23 protein-coding genes, 2 tRNA genes and 1 rRNA gene are annotated in these 22,477 nt (G+C 43.2%); all 26 read left to right on the forward strand.

What is annotated here, in order from left to right; translation table 11 throughout:
* The first annotated feature begins 68 nt into the window (after positions 1-68).
* Positions 69-371 (forward strand): sporulation protein YabP, encoded by a 303-nt coding sequence (gene yabP / locus CW370_RS20575; protein WP_003226714.1) that lies wholly within the window; start codon positions 69-71, stop codon positions 369-371.
* The gene (gene yabQ, locus CW370_RS20580) at positions 368-1,003 is read left to right on the forward strand and encodes a spore cortex biosynthesis protein YabQ (protein WP_021479720.1); all 636 of its coding nucleotides are present in this window, start codon (positions 368-370) and stop codon (positions 1,001-1,003) included. Before yabP ends, yabQ begins: the two co-directional genes overlap by 4 nt.
* A 17-nt stretch (positions 1,004-1,020) precedes the next feature.
* A complete protein-coding gene (gene divIC, locus CW370_RS20585) occupies positions 1,021-1,398 on the forward strand; it encodes a cell division protein DivIC (RefSeq protein ID WP_003243211.1) in 378 nt (125 codons plus the stop codon).
* Positions 1,399-1,478: 80 nt separating this feature from the next.
* Positions 1,479-1,865, forward strand: coding sequence for a S1 domain-containing RNA-binding protein (locus CW370_RS20590; protein ID WP_003218379.1), 387 nt, complete (start codon positions 1,479-1,481; stop codon positions 1,863-1,865).
* A 168-nt stretch (positions 1,866-2,033) separates the two neighbouring features.
* Positions 2,034-2,110: transfer RNA gene (locus CW370_RS20595), tRNA-Met, on the forward strand.
* Positions 2,111-2,119: 9 nt separating this feature from the next.
* Positions 2,120-2,191, forward strand: a tRNA-Glu gene (locus tag CW370_RS20600).
* A gap of 199 nt (positions 2,192-2,390) precedes the next feature.
* Entirely contained in the window at positions 2,391-4,874 is a 2,484-nt protein-coding gene (spoIIE, locus tag CW370_RS20605) for a stage II sporulation protein E (RefSeq protein WP_015253002.1), read from the forward strand.
* 84 nt (positions 4,875-4,958) lie between these two features.
* Complete coding sequence (locus tag CW370_RS20610) at positions 4,959-5,696, forward strand: VWA domain-containing protein (protein ID WP_003243782.1); 738 nt, start codon at positions 4,959-4,961, stop codon at positions 5,694-5,696.
* Positions 5,662-6,678 carry a serine/threonine protein kinase PrkT gene (gene prkT, locus CW370_RS20615; RefSeq protein ID WP_015253001.1) on the forward strand — a complete coding sequence of 339 codons (1,017 nt, stop codon included), beginning with the start codon at positions 5,662-5,664 and terminating at the stop codon, positions 6,676-6,678. The genes CW370_RS20610 and prkT overlap by 35 nt, the downstream gene beginning before the upstream one ends.
* Positions 6,679-6,781: 103 nt before the next feature.
* On the forward strand, positions 6,782-8,200 hold the full coding sequence (gene tilS / locus CW370_RS20620; protein WP_041351235.1) for a tRNA lysidine(34) synthetase TilS: 1,419 nt from the start codon (positions 6,782-6,784) through the stop codon (positions 8,198-8,200).
* Positions 8,197-8,739 (forward strand): hypoxanthine phosphoribosyltransferase, encoded by a 543-nt coding sequence (gene hpt, locus CW370_RS20625; RefSeq protein ID WP_003226700.1) that lies wholly within the window; start codon positions 8,197-8,199, stop codon positions 8,737-8,739. Before tilS ends, hpt begins: the two co-directional genes overlap by 4 nt.
* Before the next feature lie 97 nt (positions 8,740-8,836).
* Positions 8,837-10,750, forward strand: coding sequence for an ATP-dependent zinc metalloprotease FtsH (gene ftsH / locus CW370_RS20630; protein WP_003243881.1), 1,914 nt, complete (start codon positions 8,837-8,839; stop codon positions 10,748-10,750).
* A 194-nt stretch (positions 10,751-10,944) separates the two neighbouring features.
* Positions 10,945-11,721 carry a type III pantothenate kinase gene (locus CW370_RS20635; protein ID WP_010886388.1) on the forward strand — a complete coding sequence of 259 codons (777 nt, stop codon included), beginning with the start codon at positions 10,945-10,947 and terminating at the stop codon, positions 11,719-11,721.
* Positions 11,722-11,732: 11 nt separating this feature from the next.
* On the forward strand, positions 11,733-12,608 hold the full coding sequence (gene hslO / locus CW370_RS20640) for a redox-regulated molecular chaperone HslO (protein ID WP_003226695.1): 876 nt from the start codon (positions 11,733-11,735) through the stop codon (positions 12,606-12,608).
* A gap of 46 nt (positions 12,609-12,654) precedes the next feature.
* Entirely contained in the window at positions 12,655-13,548 is an 894-nt protein-coding gene (locus CW370_RS20645) for a peptidyl-prolyl cis-trans isomerase (protein ID WP_024571698.1), read from the forward strand.
* A 75-nt stretch (positions 13,549-13,623) separates the two neighbouring features.
* On the forward strand, positions 13,624-14,550 hold the full coding sequence (gene cysK / locus CW370_RS20650; RefSeq protein WP_003218399.1) for a cysteine synthase A: 927 nt from the start codon (positions 13,624-13,626) through the stop codon (positions 14,548-14,550).
* A 166-nt stretch (positions 14,551-14,716) separates the two neighbouring features.
* Positions 14,717-16,129, forward strand: coding sequence for an anthranilate synthase component I family protein (locus CW370_RS20655; protein WP_024571697.1), 1,413 nt, complete (start codon positions 14,717-14,719; stop codon positions 16,127-16,129).
* A gap of 13 nt (positions 16,130-16,142) precedes the next feature.
* Positions 16,143-16,727 carry an aminodeoxychorismate/anthranilate synthase component II gene (gene pabA, locus CW370_RS20660; protein ID WP_015715111.1) on the forward strand — a complete coding sequence of 195 codons (585 nt, stop codon included), beginning with the start codon at positions 16,143-16,145 and terminating at the stop codon, positions 16,725-16,727.
* Complete coding sequence (pabC, locus tag CW370_RS20665; RefSeq protein ID WP_024571696.1) at positions 16,727-17,608, forward strand: aminodeoxychorismate lyase; 882 nt, start codon at positions 16,727-16,729, stop codon at positions 17,606-17,608. The genes pabA and pabC overlap by 1 nt, the downstream gene beginning before the upstream one ends.
* Complete coding sequence (gene folP / locus CW370_RS20670; RefSeq protein WP_024571695.1) at positions 17,590-18,447, forward strand: dihydropteroate synthase; 858 nt, start codon at positions 17,590-17,592, stop codon at positions 18,445-18,447. The genes pabC and folP overlap by 19 nt, the downstream gene beginning before the upstream one ends.
* A complete protein-coding gene (gene folB / locus CW370_RS20675) occupies positions 18,440-18,802 on the forward strand; it encodes a dihydroneopterin aldolase (RefSeq protein ID WP_024571694.1) in 363 nt (120 codons plus the stop codon). Before folP ends, folB begins: the two co-directional genes overlap by 8 nt.
* Positions 18,799-19,302, forward strand: coding sequence for a 2-amino-4-hydroxy-6-hydroxymethyldihydropteridine diphosphokinase (gene folK / locus CW370_RS20680; protein WP_024571693.1), 504 nt, complete (start codon positions 18,799-18,801; stop codon positions 19,300-19,302). Before folB ends, folK begins: the two co-directional genes overlap by 4 nt.
* Complete coding sequence (locus CW370_RS20685; RefSeq protein WP_003226678.1) at positions 19,254-19,463, forward strand: helix-turn-helix domain-containing protein; 210 nt, start codon at positions 19,254-19,256, stop codon at positions 19,461-19,463. Before folK ends, CW370_RS20685 begins: the two co-directional genes overlap by 49 nt.
* A 23-nt stretch (positions 19,464-19,486) precedes the next feature.
* Positions 19,487-20,488, forward strand: coding sequence for a tRNA dihydrouridine synthase DusB (gene dusB / locus CW370_RS20690; protein WP_014475588.1), 1,002 nt, complete (start codon positions 19,487-19,489; stop codon positions 20,486-20,488).
* Positions 20,489-20,579: 91 nt separating this feature from the next.
* Complete coding sequence (lysS, locus tag CW370_RS20695) at positions 20,580-22,079, forward strand: lysine--tRNA ligase (RefSeq protein WP_003226674.1); 1,500 nt, start codon at positions 20,580-20,582, stop codon at positions 22,077-22,079.
* 308 nt (positions 22,080-22,387) lie between these two features.
* A 16S ribosomal RNA gene (locus CW370_RS20700) occupies positions 22,388-22,477 on the forward strand; the annotation flags it as partial.

Here is a 22,477-nt window from a genome sequence, read left to right on the forward strand (position 1 = left end):
AAAAAATCCCCCTCCTCATACAATGCAGTAATAATGCTAAAAGTATCGAGGATATGGGGGCTGAATAGATGAATTCATATTATGATCAAAAAGGTTCTTCGTCTGTTCCGGAACAGCATGATGTGACAATGAAAGGCCGGAAGCATTTAGATATTTCTGGGGTTAAGCATGTGGAGAGTTTTGATAACGAAGAATTCCTGCTGGAAACGGTGATGGGAATGCTCTCCGTCAGAGGCCAAAACCTGCAGATGAAAAATCTTGATGTGGAAAAAGGGATTGTTTCGATTAAAGGCAGGGTATTTGATTTAGTGTACTTAGATGAACAACAAGGGGATAAAGCTAAAGGGTTTTTTAGCAAGTTGTTTAAATGACGCTGACGACACAATTCTATACAATGCTGGCGATGTCCGGTATGGGTCTCTGGCTTGGTGCTTCGCTTGATACATACCGGCTCTTTGTCATTCGTGCCAAAACAGCCAGATGGCTATTATTTATTCATGATATTCTTTTCTGGATTGTGCAAGGGCTGCTTTTCTTTTATGTCTTGCTTCATGTAAATGAGGGAGAATTCAGGATTTACATCTTTTTAGCGGTTCTGCTGGGCGTTGCGACGTATCAGAGCCTTTGCAAACGAATCTATATAAAAATACTGAAATTCTTCATTTACCTTGTTGTTTCTGTTTATCAATTCTTCAAAAAACTCATTCAGCACGTGTTATTTCGTCCTATTGTGTGGACATGCGGAGCGATCATCTGGCTGGCGGCATTTTTATTCAAGAAAACATACAGCCTGATAGGTTTTCTCCTGCTGTGTCTATATAAAATAGTCATGGTTCTGTGTTTTCCGATCCGTTTTATCGCGAAACAATGTTTGAAACTTCTTCCTGTGAAAATGCGTCTAACTTTTAGACGTTATTTTGAAAAAGGTGCAGGATTTCTCAAAAAGAAGAAGAAACTATTGATAACCATAAGAACGACCATTACACGGTTTTTGAAGAAATGAAAGGAGGACCGTCTGGTTTGAATTTTTCCAGGGAACGAACGATAACTGAAATACAAAACGACTATAAAGAACAAGTAGAACGGCAAAATCAGCTGAAGAAACGAAGACGCAAAGGGCTGTACAGACGGTTAACTGTATTCGGCGCCCTAGTATTCCTGACGGCAATTGTGCTGGCAAGCTCTGTATGGTCCCAAACATCTTCCCTTAGTGCAAAAGAAGAAAAGAAAGAACAGCTTGAAAAAGAACTCAAAAGTTTAAAGACAAAACAAACGGATTTAAAAGAAGAAATATCCAAATTGAAGGATGAAGATTACGTCACAGAGCTTGCCAGAAGGGACTTATTCATGTCTGGAGACGGAGAAATTATCTTCAATGTGGAGAAGAAGAGTAAGTAGCCTTGTTGACACTTAAATTTTTATTTAGGTATAATTAAGCAAACGATCTTTTTATAAGCCTAAGGAGGAGCACTTTTTTTATGTCGATTGAAGTTGGCAGCAAGTTGCAAGGGAAAATTACAGGTATTACAAATTTTGGAGCATTTGTTGAATTGCCTGGAGGCTCAACCGGTCTCGTTCACATTAGTGAGGTAGCTGATAATTATGTCAAAGACATTAACGACCACTTAAAAGTCGGCGACCAAGTTGAAGTGAAAGTCATCAACGTTGAAAAAGACGGGAAAATTGGTTTATCTATTAAAAAAGCTAAAGACCGTCCGCAAGCCAGACCTAGAAATGATTTCCGTCCGAAAGAATCTTTTGAACAGAAAATGAATAAGTTTTTAAAAGACAGCGAAGATCGCTTGTCATCTTTAAAACGCAATACGGAATCAAAACGTGGAGGGCGCGGAGCAAGAAGAGGATAACTTGCTGCTTTCTATAAAATAAATGAAGCATCCGTTCATCCCGACGGATGCTTTTTTATTATCCTCATTCTCTTTAAGAGTCAGAAAATTACAACATTAAAGTTTCTGTTGACGAAAGAGACAAACCTTTGTATTATATAACTTGTGCTTAGAAGCACAAAACAATATGGCGGTGTAGCTCAGCTGGCTAGAGCGTACGGTTCATACCCGTGAGGTCGGGGGTTCGATCCCCTCCGCCGCTACCATATTTGTTTGGCCCGTTGGTCAAGCGGTTAAGACACCGCCCTTTCACGGCGGTAACACGGGTTCGAATCCCGTACGGGTCATCCTAAAAAATCGGTTTCTCTTGCAGAAGCCGATTTTTTTCATTTTTAGACAACATTCCAGAAATTCTTTTCATAAACGAATATCAAGGCAGAAACCGTCGAAGATTTCTTTGGTATTGTTACCTTCTTTTGACAAAATCCTATCTGTGCTTTCGCTATAATGACAGGCAACGAATATAACAGGTGGGAGATGAGAGGAATGGAAAAAGCAGAAAGAAGAGTGAACGGGCCAATGGCGGGACAAGCTTTGGAAAAACTCCAATCGTTTTTTAACAGGGGCACGAAGCTGGTGACTCATCATTTGCATTCACTGTTTTTCTATAAAGGATTCATTTATGTTGTTATCGGATTTTTGCTTGGACGGGCTTTCATATTATCCGAGGTGCTTCCTTTCGCACTTCCTTTCTTTGGAGCGATGCTTCTCATCAGAAGAGACAAAGCGTTTTATGCGGTTTTGGCTGTGCTTGCAGGTGCGCTGACCATATCTCCAAAGCACTCATTGCTCATACTGGCGGCATTGCTGGCATTCTTTGTATTTTCTAAAGTGGCTGCCTTCATTACCGACGATCGTGTAAAAGCACTCCCGATTGTCGTGTTCTTCTCGATGGCTGCAGCAAGAGCCGGGTTTGTTTATGCCCAAAATGGCGTATTTACAACCTATGATTATGTAATGGCTATCGTTGAGGCTGGACTGTCGTTTATCTTAACACTGATTTTCCTTCAGAGCCTTCCGATTTTTACTGTGAAAAAAGTGAAACAATCATTAAAAATAGAGGAAATCATTTGCTTTATGATTCTTATTGCCTCTGTTTTAACGGGGCTGGCCGGCTTGTCCTACCAAGGGATGCAGGCAGAACATATATTGGCTCGTTATGTTGTATTGAGTTTTTCCTTTATTGGCGGAGCAAGCATCGGCTGTACGGTTGGTGTTGTGACCGGCCTGATTCTTGGCTTGGCGAATATCGGAAACCTATATCAAATGAGTCTGCTTGCTTTTTCCGGTTTATTGGGCGGTTTGCTGAAGGAAGGAAAAAAAGCGGGTGCAGCAATCGGTCTTATCGTTGGATCACTTCTTATATCTTTATATGGTGAAGGCTCTGCCGGTCTGATGACAACGCTCTATGAGTCATTAATCGCAGTCGGCCTGTTTTTGCTCACACCTCAATCTATTACAAGGAAAGTGGCGAGATATATTCCGGGAACTGTCGAGCATCTTCAAGAGCAACAGCAATACGCTAGAAAAATCCGAGATGTCACTGCTCAGAAGGTAGACCAGTTCTCCAATGTATTTCACGCGCTGTCTGAAAGCTTTGCAACCTTTTACCAAGCGTCAGACGAACAGACAGATGACAGCGAAGTTGATCTGTTCTTAAGCAAAATCACGGAGCATTCCTGTCAGACGTGCTACAAGAAAAACAGGTGCTGGGTACAGAACTTTGATAAAACATATGATTTAATGAAACAAGTTATGCTTGAAACAGAGGAAAAAGAATATGCATCAAACCGAAGGCTGAAAAAAGAGTTTCAACAGTATTGTTCTAAATCCAAGCAGGTTGAAGAGCTGATTGAGGATGAGCTCGCACATCACCATGCCCATTTGACTCTCAAGAAAAAAGTCCAGGACAGCAGACGCCTTGTTGCTGAACAGCTTTTAGGCGTTTCTGAGGTTATGGCCGACTTTTCTCGGGAAATAAAAAGAGAGCGAGAACAGCACTTTTTGCAGGAAGAGCAAATCATAGAAGCGCTTCAGCATTTCGGAATTGAGATTCAGCATGTCGAGATCTATAGTCTTGAACAAGGAAATATCGATATTGAAATGACCATTCCGTTCAGCGGACATGGAGAAAGTGAAAAAATCATTGCCCCTATGCTGTCTGACATTCTGGAAGAACAAATTCTTGTGAAAGCCGAACAGCACTCTCCGCATCCGAATGGATACAGCCATGTCGCCTTTGGATCAACAAAATCATACAGGGTGTCCACGGGAGCTGCTCACGCTGCGAAGGGCGGCGGCCTTGTCTCCGGCGACAGCTACAGCATGATGGAGCTTGGAGCCAGAAAATATGCTGCAGCAATCAGTGACGGAATGGGCAATGGCGCAAGAGCGCACTTTGAAAGCAATGAAACGATCAAGCTTCTTGAAAAAATCCTTGAATCGGGAATTGATGAAAAAATAGCAATTAAAACGATCAACAGCATACTGTCTCTAAGGACAACTGACGAAATATATTCCACGCTTGACCTGTCTATTATCGATCTTCAAGATGCCAGCTGTAAATTTTTGAAGGTTGGATCGACGCCTAGCTTTATCAAACGGGGTGACCAGGTCATGAAAGTTCAAGCGAGCAATCTGCCAATCGGTATTATTAATGAATTCGATGTGGAGGTTGTGAGTGAACAGCTGAAAGCGGGTGACCTCTTAATTATGATGAGTGATGGCATTTTTGAGGGGCCTAAGCATGTGGAAAATCACGACTTATGGATGAAACGTAAAATGAAAGGGTTGAAAACAAATGACCCGCAGGAGATTGCCGATTTGCTTATGGAAGAAGTCATCCGCACAAGATCCGGCCAAATTGAGGACGATATGACTGTTGTTGTTGTCCGGATTGATCACAATACACCGAAGTGGGCATCCATTCCTGTTCCGGCAATCTTTCAAAACAAACAAGAAATTTCATAACGCTTCCGTATAAATCAAATTTCTTCTGGCGAAGATGGGAATATATGAATCTGAGAATCCTCGTATTCTCCAGGAGGAATGAATGTGAACAACGGACATTTAAATCAAATTTTGCTGATAACGGATGGCTGCTCAAACCATGGGGAAGACCCGCTTGCAATGGCTGCTTTTGCTAAAGAGCAGGGGATTACGGTAAATGTCATTGGTATAATGGAAGAAAATCAAATTGACCCTGAGGCAATGAAGGAAGTCGAAGGGATTGCACTTGCCGGAGGAGGCGTGCACCAAGTCGTTTATGCATCTCAGCTTTCACAAACTGTTCAAATGGTAACAAAAAAAGCGATGACGCAAACCTTACAAGGTGTAGTCAATCAAGAACTGAAACAGATTCTCGGAAAGAATGTGGAAATGGAAGAGCTTTCTCCAGAAAAACGCGGCGAAGTCATGGAAGTGGTAGACGAGCTTGGAGAAACGGTGCATCTTCAGGTTTTGGTTCTTGTTGATACAAGTGCAAGTATGGCGCCAAAGCTTCCAACAGTAAAAGAGGCACTGATTGATTTGTCTGTAAGCCTCAATTCTCGAATCGGGAATAACGAATTTGCGATGTGTATATTTCCCGGGAAAAAACAAGAGGTCGAGCTTGTGCTGAACTGGACACCGAAGCTGCAATCTCTTTCCACACTCTTTGCAAAGCTTTCGACAGGCGGCATCACGCCGACAGGTCCGGCAATTCGTGAAGCGACACTGCAGTTTGAAAAAATACGCTCAAGAAGGGGCATGCTGGCAGATGATGAACGACGCTTTGACGAGTTTGGCATGTAGCCTCAAGCCGGGTACGACAATCAAAGGCAAGTGGAATGGAAACACTTATACATTGCGTAAACAGCTTGGTAAAGGGGCCAATGGAATTGTGTATTTGGCAGAAGCATCAGATGGACATGTTGCCTTAAAGGTGAGTGATGACAGCCTGTCTATTACTTCTGAAGTGAATGTCTTGAAATCTTTCTCAAAGGCCCAGTCCGTTACGATGGGGCCTTCTTTTTTTGATACGGATGATGCTTATATTCCCGGTACCAATACGAAAGTTTCATTTTATGCAATGGAATACATAAAAGGGCCGCTGCTTTTGAAGTATGTCAGTGATAAAGGAGCAGAGTGGATACCTGTATTAATGATTCAGCTGTTATCCAGCTTATCGGTGCTTCACCAGCAAGGATGGATATTCGGCGATCTTAAACCTGATAATCTGATCGTAACTGGTCCGCCCGCAAGGATCCGCTGCATTGATGTGGGCGGCACGACAAAGGAAGGCCGGGCGATAAAAGAGTATACGGAGTTTTATGACAGAGGCTATTGGGGGTATGGAACAAGGAAGGCAGAGCCATCCTATGATCTGTTCGCAGTTGCCATGATTATGATCAACAGTGTGCATAAAAAAGAATTTAAGAAAACGAACCAGCCCAAAGAACAGCTTAGGTCTCTCATCGAAGGAAACCCGCTGCTTCAAAAGTATAAAAAAGTGCTTTTTTCAGCCTTGAACGGAGATTATCAATCCGCAGATGAAATGAAAAAGGATATGCTAGACGCGGGGCAAAAAGCAGCACAAAGAAAACAGCCTATAAAAGCATCACCGCAGCCTGCCACACGACAAAGACAGCAAAAACCGCGCCAAGGAAAAATAACGAAGACGCGATATACCCCAAAACAGAAACCAGCTAAGTCAGGGGGGTTATTTGAAACAACGCTGATTGTGATCAGTGTTTTAGCGCTTTATTTCGCCTATATTATCTTTTTCTTAATCTGAATGGTGCAAACTGCAGAGCCTATGCTTCTTCTTTGCTTGGAGGGGTTGAAAGTGTTAGGATATGAATATCTTTAAAATACCTGCTCATTGTGAGGAGGACATTGTGAAAAGTGTCAAAGATTTTTTAAACAAACACAATCTTACGTTAAAAGGGGCGACAATCATTGTAGGCGTTTCCGGCGGTCCGGACTCAATGGCTCTTCTTCACGCGTTGCATACGTTATGCGGCCGTTCAGCGAATGTTATTGCAGCTCACGTTGACCATCGGTTCAGAGGTGCGGAATCCGAGGAGGACATGCGTTTTGTCCAAGCTTATTGTAAAGCTGAACAGCTCGTGTGCGAAACGGCTCAAATCAATGTAACCGCATATGCACAGGAAAAAGGACTCAATAAGCAGGCTGCAGCACGCGATTGCCGCTACCAGTTTTTTGAGGAAATCATGTCGAAGCACCAAGCGGACTATCTGGCTCTTGCGCATCATGGTGATGATCAGGTTGAAACAATGCTTATGAAACTGGCTAAGGGTACGCTTGGAACGGGACTTGCGGGAATGCAGCCGGTTAGACGTTTTGGCACGGGGCGGATCATCAGGCCGTTCTTAACCATTACAAAGGAAGAGATCCTTCACTATTGCCGTGAAAACGGCTTGAGCTACCGGACGGATGAAAGCAACGCCAAAGATGACTACACAAGAAACAGATTCAGAAAAACAGTGCTCCCGTTTTTGAAGCAGGAATCTCCGGATGTGCATAAAAGGTTTCAGAAAGTGAGTGAAGCACTGACGGAAGATGAGCAATTCTTACAGTCATTAACGAAAGATGAAATGAATAAAGTAATCACAAGCCAGTCTAATACATCAGTTGAAATCAATTCCTCTCAATTGCTTGCCCTCCCGATGCCTTTACAAAGAAGAGGAGTTCAACTAATATTAAACTATCTTTATGAAAACGTTCCATCATCCTTTTCGGCCCATCACATTCAGCAGTTTCTCGATTGGGCGGAAAATGGCGGTCCTTCAGGAGTACTGGACTTTCCGAAAGGGCTGAAGGTGGTCAAATCATATCAGACATGTTTGTTTACATTTGAACAATGGCAGTGCAAAAATGTTCCCTTTGAATACCAAATTAGCGGAGCTGCTGATGAAACGGCAGTGCTCCCTAATGGATATCTGATAGAGGCAAAGCATTATGCGGACTCGCCTGAAGAACATGGGAATGCTGTTTTTATCACAAGTGAAAAAAAGGTGCGGTTTCCCTTAACAATCCGGACGAGAAAAGCTGGAGACCGGATCAAACTAAAAGGGATGAACGGCTCAAAAAAGGTAAAGGATATATTTATTGATAAGAAACTGCCTCTCCAAGAAAGAGACAACTGGCCGATTGTGACGGACGCAAGCGGTGAAATTATCTGGATACCTGGCTTGAAAAAATCAATTTTTGAAGATCTTGTGATTCCAAACAGCGACCGCATTGTATTACAATATAGACAGCATGAAAAGTGTAGGGGGCAAGCAAAATCATGATGAAACATGATATCGAGAAAGTACTGATCTCAGAGGAAGAGATACAAAAGAAAGTAAAAGAGTTAGGTGCAGAATTAACGAGCGAGTATCAAGATACATTTCCGTTGGCAATCGGTGTGTTAAAAGGAGCACTTCCTTTTATGGCGGATCTTATCAAGCATATTGATACATATTTGGAAATGGATTTCATGGATGTATCAAGCTACGGAAATTCTACGGTTTCTTCTGGAGAAGTAAAAATCATTAAAGATTTGGATACATCTGTAGAGGGCCGGGACATCTTAATTATTGAAGATATCATCGACAGTGGGTTAACCTTAAGTTATCTCGTAGAGCTCTTCCGATACCGTAAAGCAAAATCAATTAAGATTGTTACCCTTTTGGATAAACCGAGCGGAAGAAAAGCGGACATCAAAGCAGACTTTGTCGGTTTTGAAGTTCCTGACGCGTTTGTAGTGGGTTACGGACTTGATTATGCTGAGCGCTATCGCAATCTGCCTTATATCGGAGTGTTAAAACCGGCAGTTTATGAAAGCTGATCGGCAGCCTGCTTCCGAGATGGTTATTGTTTGTATTGGAATGATTTTCTATGGTACTATTGAACATAGTTGTGCTTACTGTGGGAGGAGGTAAGGAATGAATCGGGTCTTCCGTAATACCATTTTTTATTTACTTATTTTATTAGTAGTAATCGGGGTTGTGAGCTACTTCCAGACCTCAAATCCGAAAACAGAAAATATGTCGTACAGTACGTTCATCAAAAACCTGGATGACGGGAAAGTTGATAGCGTATCGGTTCAGCCTGTCAGAGGTGTTTATGAGGTAAAAGGGCAGCTGAAAAACTACGACAAAGATCAATACTTTTTGACTCATGTTCCTGAAGGAAAGGGAGCAGACCAGATATTTAACGCTTTGAAAAAGACAGACGTAAAGGTTGAGCCCGCTCAAGAAACAAGCGGATGGGTGACGTTCCTGACGACCATTATCCCATTTGTCATTATCTTTATTCTGTTTTTCTTCCTGCTCAATCAGGCTCAAGGCGGCGGCAGCCGTGTGATGAACTTTGGCAAGAGTAAAGCGAAGCTGTATACAGAGGAAAAGAAACGCGTCAAATTTAAAGACGTTGCAGGGGCTGACGAAGAAAAGCAAGAACTTGTTGAAGTTGTTGAGTTTCTGAAAGATCCCCGCAAGTTTGCCGAGCTTGGCGCCAGAATACCGAAAGGCGTGCTTTTAGTCGGACCTCCGGGTACCGGTAAAACATTGCTTGCCAAGGCTTGTGCAGGTGAAGCCGGCGTACCTTTCTTCAGCATCAGCGGATCTGATTTCGTTGAAATGTTTGTAGGGGTCGGTGCTTCCCGTGTGCGTGACTTGTTTGAAAATGCGAAAAAGAATGCGCCTTGTTTGATCTTCATTGATGAAATTGACGCAGTCGGACGCCAGCGTGGCGCTGGTCTCGGCGGTGGACACGATGAACGTGAACAGACGCTAAACCAATTGCTTGTTGAAATGGACGGATTCAGCGCTAATGAAGGAATTATCATCATTGCTGCGACGAACCGTGCGGACATCTTGGACCCAGCCTTACTTCGTCCGGGACGTTTTGACCGTCAAATCACAGTGGACCGCCCAGATGTCATTGGCCGTGAAGCTGTATTGAAAGTCCATGCGAGAAACAAACCGCTGGATGAAACGGTTAACCTAAAATCAATTGCCATGAGAACACCAGGCTTCTCAGGCGCTGACTTAGAAAATCTCTTGAATGAAGCTGCACTTGTGGCGGCTCGTCAAAACAAGAAAAAAATCGATGCGCGTGATATTGACGAAGCGACGGACCGTGTAATTGCCGGACCTGCTAAGAAGAGCCGCGTTATCTCCAAGAAAGAACGCAATATCGTGGCTTATCACGAAGGCGGACACACCGTTATCGGACTCGTTTTAGATGAGGCAGATATGGTTCATAAAGTAACGATTGTTCCTCGGGGCCAGGCTGGCGGTTATGCTGTTATGCTGCCAAGAGAAGACCGTTATTTCCAAACAAAGCCGGAGCTGCTTGATAAAATTGTCGGCCTCTTGGGCGGACGTGTTGCTGAAGAGATTATCTTCGGTGAAGTCAGCACAGGGGCGCACAATGACTTCCAGCGTGCGACGAATATTGCAAGACGAATGGTTACGGAATTCGGTATGTCAGAAAAACTGGGACCGTTGCAATTTGGACAGTCTCAGGGCGGTCAGGTATTCTTAGGCCGTGATTTCAACAACGAACAGAACTACAGTGATCAAATCGCTTACGAAATTGATCAGGAAATTCAGCGCATCATCAAAGAATGTTATGAGCGTGCGAAACAAATCCTGACTGAAAATCGTGACAAGCTTGAATTGATTGCCCAAACGCTTCTGAAAGTTGAAACGCTTGACGCTGAACAGATCAAACACCTTATCGATCATGGAACATTACCTGAGCGTAATTTCTCAGATGATGAAAAGAACGATGATGTGAAAGTAAACATTCTGACAAAAACAGAAGAAAAGAAAGACGATACGAAAGAGTAATTCGCTTTCTTTCTAAAAAAACTGCCGGCTGACGCTGGCAGTTTTTTTATGTAAATTATGGGCTCAGGTGCGGCTTTTACAATCATCCAATTCTGGTATCGATTTGTTTACAAATGAGCCGCTGATCGTGTATGGTATTGTAGAATGTTTGTAAAAAGTAAAGTAGAGAAACTATTCAAAAGTGGTGATAGAGGTTGTTACTGGTTATCGATGTGGGGAACACCAATACTGTACTTGGTGTATATCATGATGGAAAATTAGAATATCACTGGCGTATAGAAACAAGCAGGCATAAAACAGAAGATGAGTTTGGGATGATTTTGCGCTCCTTATTTGATCACTCCGGGCTTATGTTTGAACAGATAGATGGCATTATTATTTCATCAGTAGTGCCGCCAATCATGTTTGCGTTAGAAAGAATGTGCACAAAATACTTTCATATCGAGCCGCAAATTGTTGGTCCGGGTATGAAAACCGGTTTAAATATAAAATATGACAATCCGAAAGAAGTGGGGGCAGACAGAATCGTAAATGCTGTCGCTGCGATACACTTATACGGCAATCCATTAATTGTTGTCGATTTCGGAACCGCCACAACGTACTGCTATATTGATGAAAACAAACAATACATGGGCGGGGCGATTGCCCCTGGGATTACAATTTCGACAGAGGCGCTTTACTCGCGTGCAGCAAAGCTTCCGCGTATCGAAATCACCCGACCCGACAATATTATCGGAAAAAACACTGTTAGCGCGATGCAATCTGGAATTTTATTTGGCTATGTCGGCCAAGTGGAAGGAATCGTTAAGCGAATGAAATGGCAGGCAAAACAGGAACCAAAGGTCATTGCGACAGGAGGCCTGGCGCCGCTCATTGCGAACGAATCAGATTGTATAGACATCGTTGATCCATTCTTAACCCTAAAAGGGCTGGAATTGATTTATGAAAGAAACCGCGTAGGAAGTGTATAGGAGGTTTAGTAATGGATTATTTAGTAAAAGCACTTGCGTATGACGGAAAAGTTCGGGCTTATGCAGCGAGAACGACTGATATGGTAAATGAGGGGCAGAGACGCCATGGTACGTGGCCGACAGCATCCGCTGCATTGGGCCGCACAATGACAGCTTCACTTATGCTCGGCGCTATGCTGAAGGGCGATGATAAGCTGACCGTGAAAATCGAGGGCGGAGGTCCGATCGGAGCTATTGTAGCTGATGCCAATGCCAAAGGAGAAGTCAGAGCCTATGTCTCTAACCCGCAAGTTCATTTTGATTTAAATGAACAAGGCAAGCTTGATGTCAGACGTGCGGTTGGAACAAACGGAACGTTAAGTGTCGTAAAAGATTTAGGTTTGCGCGAGTTCTTCACAGGACAAGTAGAAATCGTTTCAGGAGAATTAGGCGATGATTTCACTTACTATCTTGTGTCATCTGAGCAGGTTCCTTCATCAGTGGGCGTAGGTGTGCTCGTAAATCCTGACAATACCATTCTTGCGGCAGGGGGCTTTATTATTCAGCTGATGCCGGGAACAGATGATGAAACAATCACAAAAATTGAACAGCGTCTATCTCAAGTAGAGCCGATTTCTAAGCTCATCCAAAAAGGGCTGACACCAGAAGAAATTTTAGAAGAAGTCCTAGGCGAGAAACCTGAGATTTTGGAAACGATGCCTGTCAGATTCCATTGCCCTTGTTCAAAAGAACGGTTCGAAACAGCCATTTTAGGACTAGGCAAAAAAGAAATTCAAGATATGATAGAAGAAGATGGACAAGCCGAAGCAGTATGCCATTTTTGTAATGAAAAGTACTTATTTACAAAAGAAGAGCTGGAAGGGCTTCGTGACCAAACTACCCGCTAAGCTCTTTAGCGGGTTTTTAATTTGAGAAAAGGGGCTGAAAGCAGGTTTGAAATCAAGAACAATCTGGACCATTATTTTAGGGGCGCTGTTGGTTTGCTGTATTGCTGTTGCATATACGCTGACGAAATCCCAAGCTGGCGCATCGTCATCCGGTGAGTCTATTGCGACTATCGGAGGCAAGAGTGTGACAAGAGAAGAATGGCTGAAAGAAATGGAAGATCAGTATGGTAAGTCAACGCTTGAAGATATGATCAATGTCCGAGTTGTTGAGCAGCTGGCTAAAAAGAACAACCTTAAAATATCCAAAAGCGAAGTTGATCGTGAGTTTTTGCTGATTAAAGCGGTCAATAATTCCTTTTACGAAGATGAACATACGACGGAGAAAGAGTGGAAAGACCAAATTCGTTATAATATCCTCCTTGAGGAATTGTTAACAAGGGATATCGATATCTCAAACAAAGAATTGGAATCATTCTATAATAAAAATAAGGAACTATATCAGTTTGATGATTCGTATCGAATTCGGCACATTGTTGTAAAAGATGAAGAAGAAGCGAGAGAAGTCCTAAAAGAACTGAAAGGCGGATCAAGCTTTGAAGCTGTCGCTGCCGAAAGATCTACAGACAGATATACATCACCATACGGCGGAGATTTAGGTTTTGTCACAGAGGCATCAGACAACATTCCATCAGCATACATTGAAGAGGCGAAAACACTCAAAGAGGATGAATGGTCTCAGGAACCAATAAAGGTCAGCAACGGATATGCCATTATCCAGCTGAAAGAAAAACTAAAGGCAAGAACGTTCTCATTTGATGAAGTAAAGGACCAGATCAGACGGCAAATCGCAATGGATCAGCTAGGCGATAAAGCGACAGTTAAGACACTTTGGAAAGAAGCCGATGTATCTTGGTTTTATGGGGAAAAAAGTACTAAGTGATTGACAAAAAATTTTGAAATTGATAGATTATATACATAATACCAATACAAATAGTCGGAAATTGAGGTGTCGAGAATGGTACGTGTAGCAAACTCCATTACTGAATTAATTGGGAATACGCCAATCGTTAAATTAAATCGCCTTGCAGATGAAAACAGTGCGGATGTATATCTAAAACTTGAATACATGAACCCTGGAAGCAGTGTAAAAGACCGTATCGGTTTAGCCATGATTGAAGCGGCTGAAAAAGAAGGAAAATTAAAAGCCGGTGATACAATCATTGAACCGACAAGCGGAAATACTGGAATCGGGCTTGCAATGGTTGCTGCTGCTAAAGGATTAAAAGCCATTTTGGTTATGCCTGATACAATGAGCATGGAGCGCCGCAACCTTCTTCGCGCATACGGTGCTGAGCTTGTGCTGACTCCTGGTGCGGAAGGCATGAAAGGTGCCATTAAGAAAGCTGAAGAGCTTGCTGAAAAGCACGGATACTTTGTGCCGCAGCAGTTTAACAACCCTTCTAACCCAGAAATTCACCGCCAAACAACGGGTAAAGAAATCGTTGAGCAATTCGGTGATGATCAGCTTGACGCATTTGTAGCCGGAATCGGAACGGGCGGAACGATTACGGGAGCGGGCGAAGTGCTGAAGGAAGCATACCCTTCCATCAAGATTTATGCTGTTGAACCGTCAGATTCCCCAGTGCTTTCAGGAGGAAAACCAGGCCCCCACAAAATTCAGGGAATCGGAGCGGGATTCGTGCCGGACATCTTAAACACTGAAGTATATGATGAAATCTTCCCTGTGAAGAATGAAGAAGCATTCGAATATGCCCGCAGAGCTGCACGTGAAGAAGGAATTCTCGGAGGCATCTCATCAGGTGCGGCAATTTATGCTGCTCTTCAAGTAGCAAAAAAACTCGGAAAAGGCAAAAAAGTATTGGCCATCATTCCAAGTAACGGCGAACGTTATCTAAGCACGCCGCTGTACCAATTCGATTAAAAAAAGCCAAAACTCCCGGTTCGCCGGGAGTTTTTTTATATTTCGTGCATCAAATATGCCATGTCTGCGACGAATGTTATTCTTGGAAGAGAAATTCACTTTTTTCACTAACAACATTGCTTTACAATTAAAAACAAGTAAAAAAGAAAATAGAGGAATGATACAAATGGCACAACGCAGACCGGCAGGCAAAAAAATACCTTATCAAAAAGACTCATTCTTACAACAATTTGAGAAACTTGCGCAATCCCGGAAACATCATGTACTTCTCGAAAGTGCAAGAGGCGGCAGATATAGTATAGCCGGTCTTGATCCAATTGCGACTGTGAAAGGAAAAGACGGAATAACTACAATTAAGCATGGTGATGAGATGCTGTTTAAAGAAGGTGATCCATTACGGGCCTTCCACAGCTGGTTTAAAACACTGGAAACAGAAACGAATCATGAGTTCCCTGACTTTCAAGGCGGGGCAATCGGGTTTCTCAGCTATGATTACGCACGGTACATTGAAAATTTTAAAATGCTCTCATTAGATGATCTAGAAACACCAGATATTTATTTTCTTGTTTTTGATGATATAGCAGTTTATGACCATCAAGAAGAGTCTCTATGGCTGATTACTCATGTTAATGGTTCTGATCAGGAAACAGCGGATGTGAAGCTATCTGAGTTAGAGCAGATGTGGCTGACTGAGCTTCCCGCTGTCTCTTCGCGAGAGATGAACCCTGAAACAGATGGTTCTTTCGCGGCGCCATTTACCGAGGATGGGTTCTCACAAGCTGTAGAGAAAATCAAACAATACATTGCCAGCGGAGATGTGTTTCAAGTCAATCTATCAATAAGGCAGTCACAGTCACTGTCTGCCCACCCATATCAAATTTACAAAACCTTGAGAGAAGTAAATCCTTCTCCTTATATGGCGTATTTAGAAACACCTGATTTCCAAATCATTTGCGGATCGCCTGAACTGCTTGTCAGCAAAAAGGGCAAGCTATTAGAGACAAGACCGATTGCGGGCACCCGTTCCAGAGGGAAAACAAATGAAGAAGACGAGGCGCTTGCAAACGAATTGATACACAATGAAAAAGAACGCGCGGAACATGTCATGCTGGTTGATCTTGAGCGAAATGATCTGGGAAGAGTATCACGTTACGGGTCTGTGCGCGTAAATGAATTCATGGCAATTGAAAAATACTCGCATGTGATGCACATTGTGTCTAATGTCCAAGGTGAACTTCAGGATGGGTATGATGCTGTAGATATTATTCATGCTGTGTTTCCCGGAGGAACCATTACTGGTGCACCGAAAGTAAGAACGATGGAAATTATAGAAGAACTTGAGCCGACACGCCGAGGGCTTTATACTGGATCTATAGGATGGTTTGGATATAATCACGATCTGCAGTTTAATATCGTCATTCGAACCATTTATGCAACCGGAGGGCAGGCATTTATGCAGTCCGGCGCAGGAGTTGTGATTGATTCTGTTCCGAAGCACGAATACAAGGAATCATTCAAAAAAGCTTTTGCGATGCAAAGAGCATTAGAGCTGAGCAAAGAAGAGACAAAAATTAGATGAGGTGAGCGGAGAAATGATTTTAATGATTGATAACTACGATTCATTCACGTACAACTTGGTACAGTATTTGGGCGAGCTTGGGGAAGAGCTGGTTGTGAAACGCAATGATAGCATCACAATCGAAGAAATTGAAGAACTGTCTCCGGACTTTCTGATGATATCTCCCGGACCGTGCAGCCCTGATGAGGCGGGAATCAGCCTCGAAGCAATTAAACATTTCGCAGGGAAAATTCCTATTTTCGGTGTATGTCTCGGACATCAGTCCATCGCACAAGTGTTCGGTGGTGATGTTGTTAGGGCAGAACGGCTTATGCACGGGAAAACCTCGGATATCGAGCATGACGGCAAAACCATTTTTGAAGGGTTGAAAAACCCCCTTGTTGCGACGCGATACCACTCGCTGATCGTAAAACCTGAGACGCTGCCAAACTGTTTTACAGTAACAGCACAAACGAAAGAAGGAGAAATCATGGCTATTCGCCACAATGACCTCCCGATAGAGGGCGTGCAATTTCACCCAGAGTCTATTATGACCTCCTTTGGGAAAGAAATGCTCAGAAATTTTATTGAGACATATCGCAAGGAAGTTATTGCGTGATGATATATGTGAACGGCCGGTATATGGAGGAGAAAGATGCAGTTCTTTCTCCTTTTGACCATGGGTTTTTATATGGGATCGGTGTTTTCGAAACCTTCAGGCTCTACGAAGGCTGCCCGTTTTTGCTTGATTGGCATATAGAAAGGCTTGAACGCGCGCTTAAGGATCTGCAAATCGAATATACTGTTTCAAAGCATGAGATCCTTGAGATGCTGGACAAGCTGCTTAAGCTAAATGATATCAAGGATGGCAATGCCCGCGTCAGACTGAACATATCAGCGGGAATCAGCGATAAAGGCTTTGTCGCCCAGACGTACGATAAGCCGACCGTTTTATGCTTTGTGAATCAGCTGAAACCAGAAAGTCTTCCTTTGCAAAAAGAAGGAAAGGTTTTATCGATACGGAGAAACACTCCAGAGGGATCGTTCCGGTTAAAATCTCATCATTATCTAAATAATATGTATGCGAAACGGGAAATTGGAAATGATCCGCGTGTCGAGGGAATTTTCTTAACGGAGGATGGAGCTGTTGCAGAGGGTATCATATCTAATGTCTTCTGGAGAAAAGCTCGCTGTATCTATACGCCATCGCTTGATACCGGTATTCTGGACGGCGTCACGAGACGTTTTATCATAGAAAATGCAAAGAATATCGGCCTGGAGCTCAAAACGGGCCGATATGAGCTAGAAGCTCTCTTGACAGCTGACGAAGCGTGGATGACGAACTCGGTTCTTGAAATCATCCCGTTTACTAAAATAGAAGAAGTAAACTATGGAAGCCAAAGCGGAGAAGCAACCTCCGCTCTTCAATTGTTATACAAAAAAGAAATAAAGAACATGATGTATGAAAAGGGAGGAAGAGCATGGCGCAGCACACAATAGATCAAACACAAGTAATCCACACTAAGCCCAGCGCTTTATCATATAAAGAGAAGACGCTGGTGATGGGAATTTTAAACGTAACGCCTGACTCTTTCTCGGACGGTGGGAAATATGACAGCTTGGACAAGGCGCTGCTGCACGCGAAAGAGATGATCGATGATGGTGCCCATATCATTGATATCGGAGGGGAATCGACAAGGCCTGGCGCTGAGTGCGTATCTGAGGATGAGGAGATGTCCAGAGTCATTCCGGTGATTGAGCGGATTACGAAAGAGCTTGGTGTTCCTATTTCTGTAGACACGTACAAGGCTTCTGTCGCAGATGAAGCAGTGAAAGCCGGCGCATCCATTATCAATGATATTTGGGGAGCCAAACATGATCCGAAGATGGCTTCCGTTGCAGCTGAACATAATGTTCCAATTGTTCTCATGCATAACCGCCCTGAAAGAAACTACAATGACTTATTGCCGGATATGCTGACGGACTTAATGGAGAGTGTAAAAATTGCTGTTGAGGCCGGAGTAGACGAGAAGAACATTATTCTTGATCCCGGTATCGGTTTCGCGAAAACCTATCACGATAACTTGGCAGTGATGAACAAACTAGAGATTTTCAGCGGGCTGGGATATCCGGTTCTTCTGGCAACCTCCCGAAAAAGATTCATCGGACGTGTTCTGGATCTTCCGCCTGAGGAGCGGGCTGAGGGCACAGGCGCGACTGTGTGTCTCGGCATTCAAAAAGGCTGTGACATTGTCAGGGTCCATGATGTAAAACAAATTGCCAGAATGGCGAAAATGATGGACGCGATGCTGAATAAGGGAGGGGTGCACCATGGATAAAGTTTATGTAGAAGGTATGGAGTTTTACGGATATCACGGTGTGTTCAAAGAAGAAAACAAACTTGGCCAGCGGTTTAAAGTCGATTTAACCGCTGAGCTGGATTTAAGCAAGGCCGGACAAACAGACGACCTTGAACAAACAATCAACTATGCTGAGCTCTATCACGTATGTAAAGATATCGTGGAAGGGGAGCCTGTAAAATTGGTGGAAACGCTGGCAGAACGTATTGCTGACACTGTTCTCGAAAAATTTCAGCCGGTTCAGCAATGTACGGTGAAAGTGATTAAGCCAGACCCGCCAATTCCCGGACACTATAAATCAGTAGCAATTGAAATCACGAGAAAAAAGTCATGAACAACATAGCTTATATTGCACTTGGATCTAATATTGGAGATAGAGAAACGTATTTAAGGCAAGCAGTGGCTTTACTGCATCAGCATGCTGCGGTGACAGTCACTAAAGTGTCGTCTATTTACGAAACTGAACCGGTCGGATACGAAGATCAAGCTGAATTTTTGAATATGGCTGTTGAAATCAAGACATCACTGAACCCTTTTGAACTCCTTGAACTGACGCAGCAGATAGAAAATGAATTAGGCAGAACAAGGGAAGTAAGATGGGGGCCGCGGACGGCAGACCTTGACATTTTGTTATTTAATCGTGAAAATATTGAAACAGAGCAACTAATTGTTCCGCATCCGAGAATGTATGAGCGTTTGTTTGTCCTTGCGCCGCTTGCGGAAATTTGCCAGCAGGTTGAAAAAGAGGCTACAAGCGCCGAAACAGACCAAGAAGGTGTAAGAGTATGGAAGCAGAAATCTGGGGTAGACGAATTCGTGCATTCAGAAAGCTGAAAGGTTATACTCAAGAAGGATTTGCAAAAGCATTAGGTATATCAGTTTCTATTCTCGGCGAAATTGAACGCGGAAACCGATTGCCGTCAGCTGCCATCATTCAAGATGCAGCAGATGTTTTAAATATAAGTGCGGACGAATTGGCGCCGCCAGAAAAATAGAACAAATGAAAGGAGGAGAAAAATTGTTCAAAATCGGAGATATTCAATTGAAAAACCGGGTTGTGCTCGCACCTATGGCTGGTGTCTGCAACTCTGCGTTCAGATTGACTGTAAAGGAATTCGGAGCCGGATTGGTATGCGCTGAAATGGTCAGTGACAAAGCGATCCTTTACAACAATGCAAGAACAATGGGTATGCTTTATATTGATGAACGTGAGAAACCACTGAGCCTTCAAATTTTCGGAGGAAAAAAGGAAACCCTTGTGGAAGCGGCGAAGTTTGTAGACCAAAACACAACTGCTGATATCATTGATATTAACATGGGATGTCCCGTGCCGAAGATTACAAAATGCGATGCGGGAGCCAAATGGCTTCTCGACCCTGATAAGATTTACGAAATGGTTTCTGCAGTAGTGGATGCTGTTAATAAGCCAGTTACAGTGAAAATGAGAATGGGCTGGGATGAAGACCACATTTTCGCAGTGAAAAATGCACAGGCTGTAGAACGTGCGGGCGGTAAAGCAGTTGCACTTCACGGCCGTACGAGAGTGCAGATGTACGAAGGAACGGCAAACTGGGATATCATCAAAGAAGTAAAACAATCAGTATCGATTCCGGTTATCGGAAACGGCGATGTTAAGACACCGCAGGATGCTAAGCGTATGCTCGATGAGACAGGAGTAGACGGGGTCATGATCGGACGCGCTGCATTGGGCAATCCGTGGATGATTTACCGTACGGTTCAGTATCTTGAAACAGGTGAATTAAAAGAAGAGCCGCAAGTACGCGAAAAAATGGCCGTATGCAAACTGCATCTTGACCGCCTGATTGACTTAAAAGGTGAAAACGTAGCGGTAAGAGAAATGAGAAAGCATGCTGCATGGTATCTGAAAGGCGTGAAAGGCAATGCGAACGTTCGTAATGAAATCAATCATTGCGAGACGAGAGAAGAGTTTGTACAGCTTTTAGATGCGTTTACGGTTGAAGTTGAGGCAAAAGAGCTTCAAAATGCAAAAGTAGGATAATACTCACCTCTATTTGCTGCTCACTGCTAGTTTTACGCTGGCAGTTTTTCTGCTTTTTTCATGAAACAATATCTGTAATGGAGTGATAACAATGAGTCAAGAAGAGCATAACCATGAAGAATTGAATGATCAGCTGCAAGTCAGACGCGATAAAATGAATCAGCTGAGAGATAACGGCATCGATCCATTCGGCGCACGTTTTGAAAGAACTCATCAGTCTCAAGAAGTTATTTCGGCATATCAAGATCTAACCAAAGAAGAGTTAGAAGAAAAAGCGATTGAAGTTACAATCGCAGGCCGCATGATGACAAAACGCGGCAAAGGAAAAGCCGGCTTTGCCCATCTTCAGGATTTAGAAGGCCAAATCCAAATCTACGTAAGAAAAGACAGTGTCGGTGACGACCAATATGAAATCTTCAAGTCTTCTGACCTCGGTGATCTTATCGGCGTAACCGGAAAAGTCTTCAAAACAAATGTAGGCGAATTGTCTGTTAAAGCAACTTCCTTTGAATTGCTGACAAAAGCGCTTCGTCCGCTTCCTGACAAATACCATGGTTTAAAAGACGTTGAGCAGCGCTACCGTCAGCGCTACCTGGATCTTATCGTAAACCCAGACAGCAAACATACGTTCATTACACGAAGCAAGATCATTCAAGCTATGAGAAGATACCTTGATGATCATGGATACTTAGAAGTAGAAACACCTACAATGCACAGCATTCCTGGGGGAGCTTCTGCACGCCCGTTTATCACTCACCACAACGCGTTAGACATTCCACTCTATATGCGTATTGCTATCGAACTGCACCTAAAACGTCTAATTGTCGGCGGTTTAGAAAAAGTATATGAAATCGGCCGTGTTTTCCGTAACGAAGGAGTCTCTACACGCCATAACCCTGAATTTACAATGATTGAGTTATATGAAGCATATGCGGACTATAAAGATATCATGAGCTTAACTGAAAACCTTGTCGCTCATATCGCCCAAGAAGTGCTTGGGACAACTACGATTCAATACGGGGAAGAGCAAATCGACCTTAAACCGGAGTGGAAAAGAATCCATATGGTTGACGCAGTCAAAGAAGCGACCGGCGTTGATTTCTGGGAAGAGGTTACTGTTGAGCAGGCGCGTGAATATGCAAAAGAACATGGTGTAGAAATTAAAGATTCTATGACAGTAGGGCATATCATCAACGAATTCTTCGAACAAAAAATTGAAGAAACGCTTATTCAGCCAACGTTTATTTACGGGCATCCTGTAGAAATTTCTCCTCTTGCTAAGAAAAACCCTGAGGACCCGCGTTTTACAGACCGTTTTGAGCTGTTTATCGTTGGCCGTGAACATGCCAACGCGTTTACAGAGCTGAATGATCCTATTGATCAAAGAGAACGCTTTGAAGCGCAATTAAAAGAGCGTGAAGCCGGTAATGATGAAGCTCATCTAATGGATGAAGACTTTGTTGAAGCTCTGGAATACGGTATGCCGCCAACAGGAGGTTTAGGCATCGGTATCGACCGTCTGGTTATGCTGCTGACGAATGCCCCTTCTATTCGCGATGTGCTGTTATTCCCGCAAATGAGACAACGCTAATAAAGAAGAGCGGTATCCTCCATAGGGAAAGGATGCCGCTCTTTTTAAATTCCTTAGTATTTCTTCAAAAAAACTATTGCACTATTATTTACTAGGTGGTATATTATTATTCGTTGCCGCTAAACAAGGCGATAACGAAAAAATAACTTAAAAAAAGTTATTGACTTCACTGAGTCAACGAGTTATAATAATAAAGTCGCTTGAACGAAGTGAACAAAATGATCTTTGAAAACTAAACAAGACAAAACGTACCTGTTAATTCAGTTTTTAAAAATCGCACAGCGATGTGCGTAGTCAGTCAAACTACTTTATCGGAGAGTTTGATCCTGGCTCAGGACGAACGCTGGCGGCGTGCCTAATACATGCAAGTCGAGCGGACAGATGGGAGCTTGCTCCCT

Source organism: Bacillus sp. SN32 (assembly GCF_002837495.1).
In the GTDB taxonomy this organism is placed as follows: Bacteria; Bacillota; Bacilli; order Bacillales; family Bacillaceae; genus Bacillus; species Bacillus subtilis.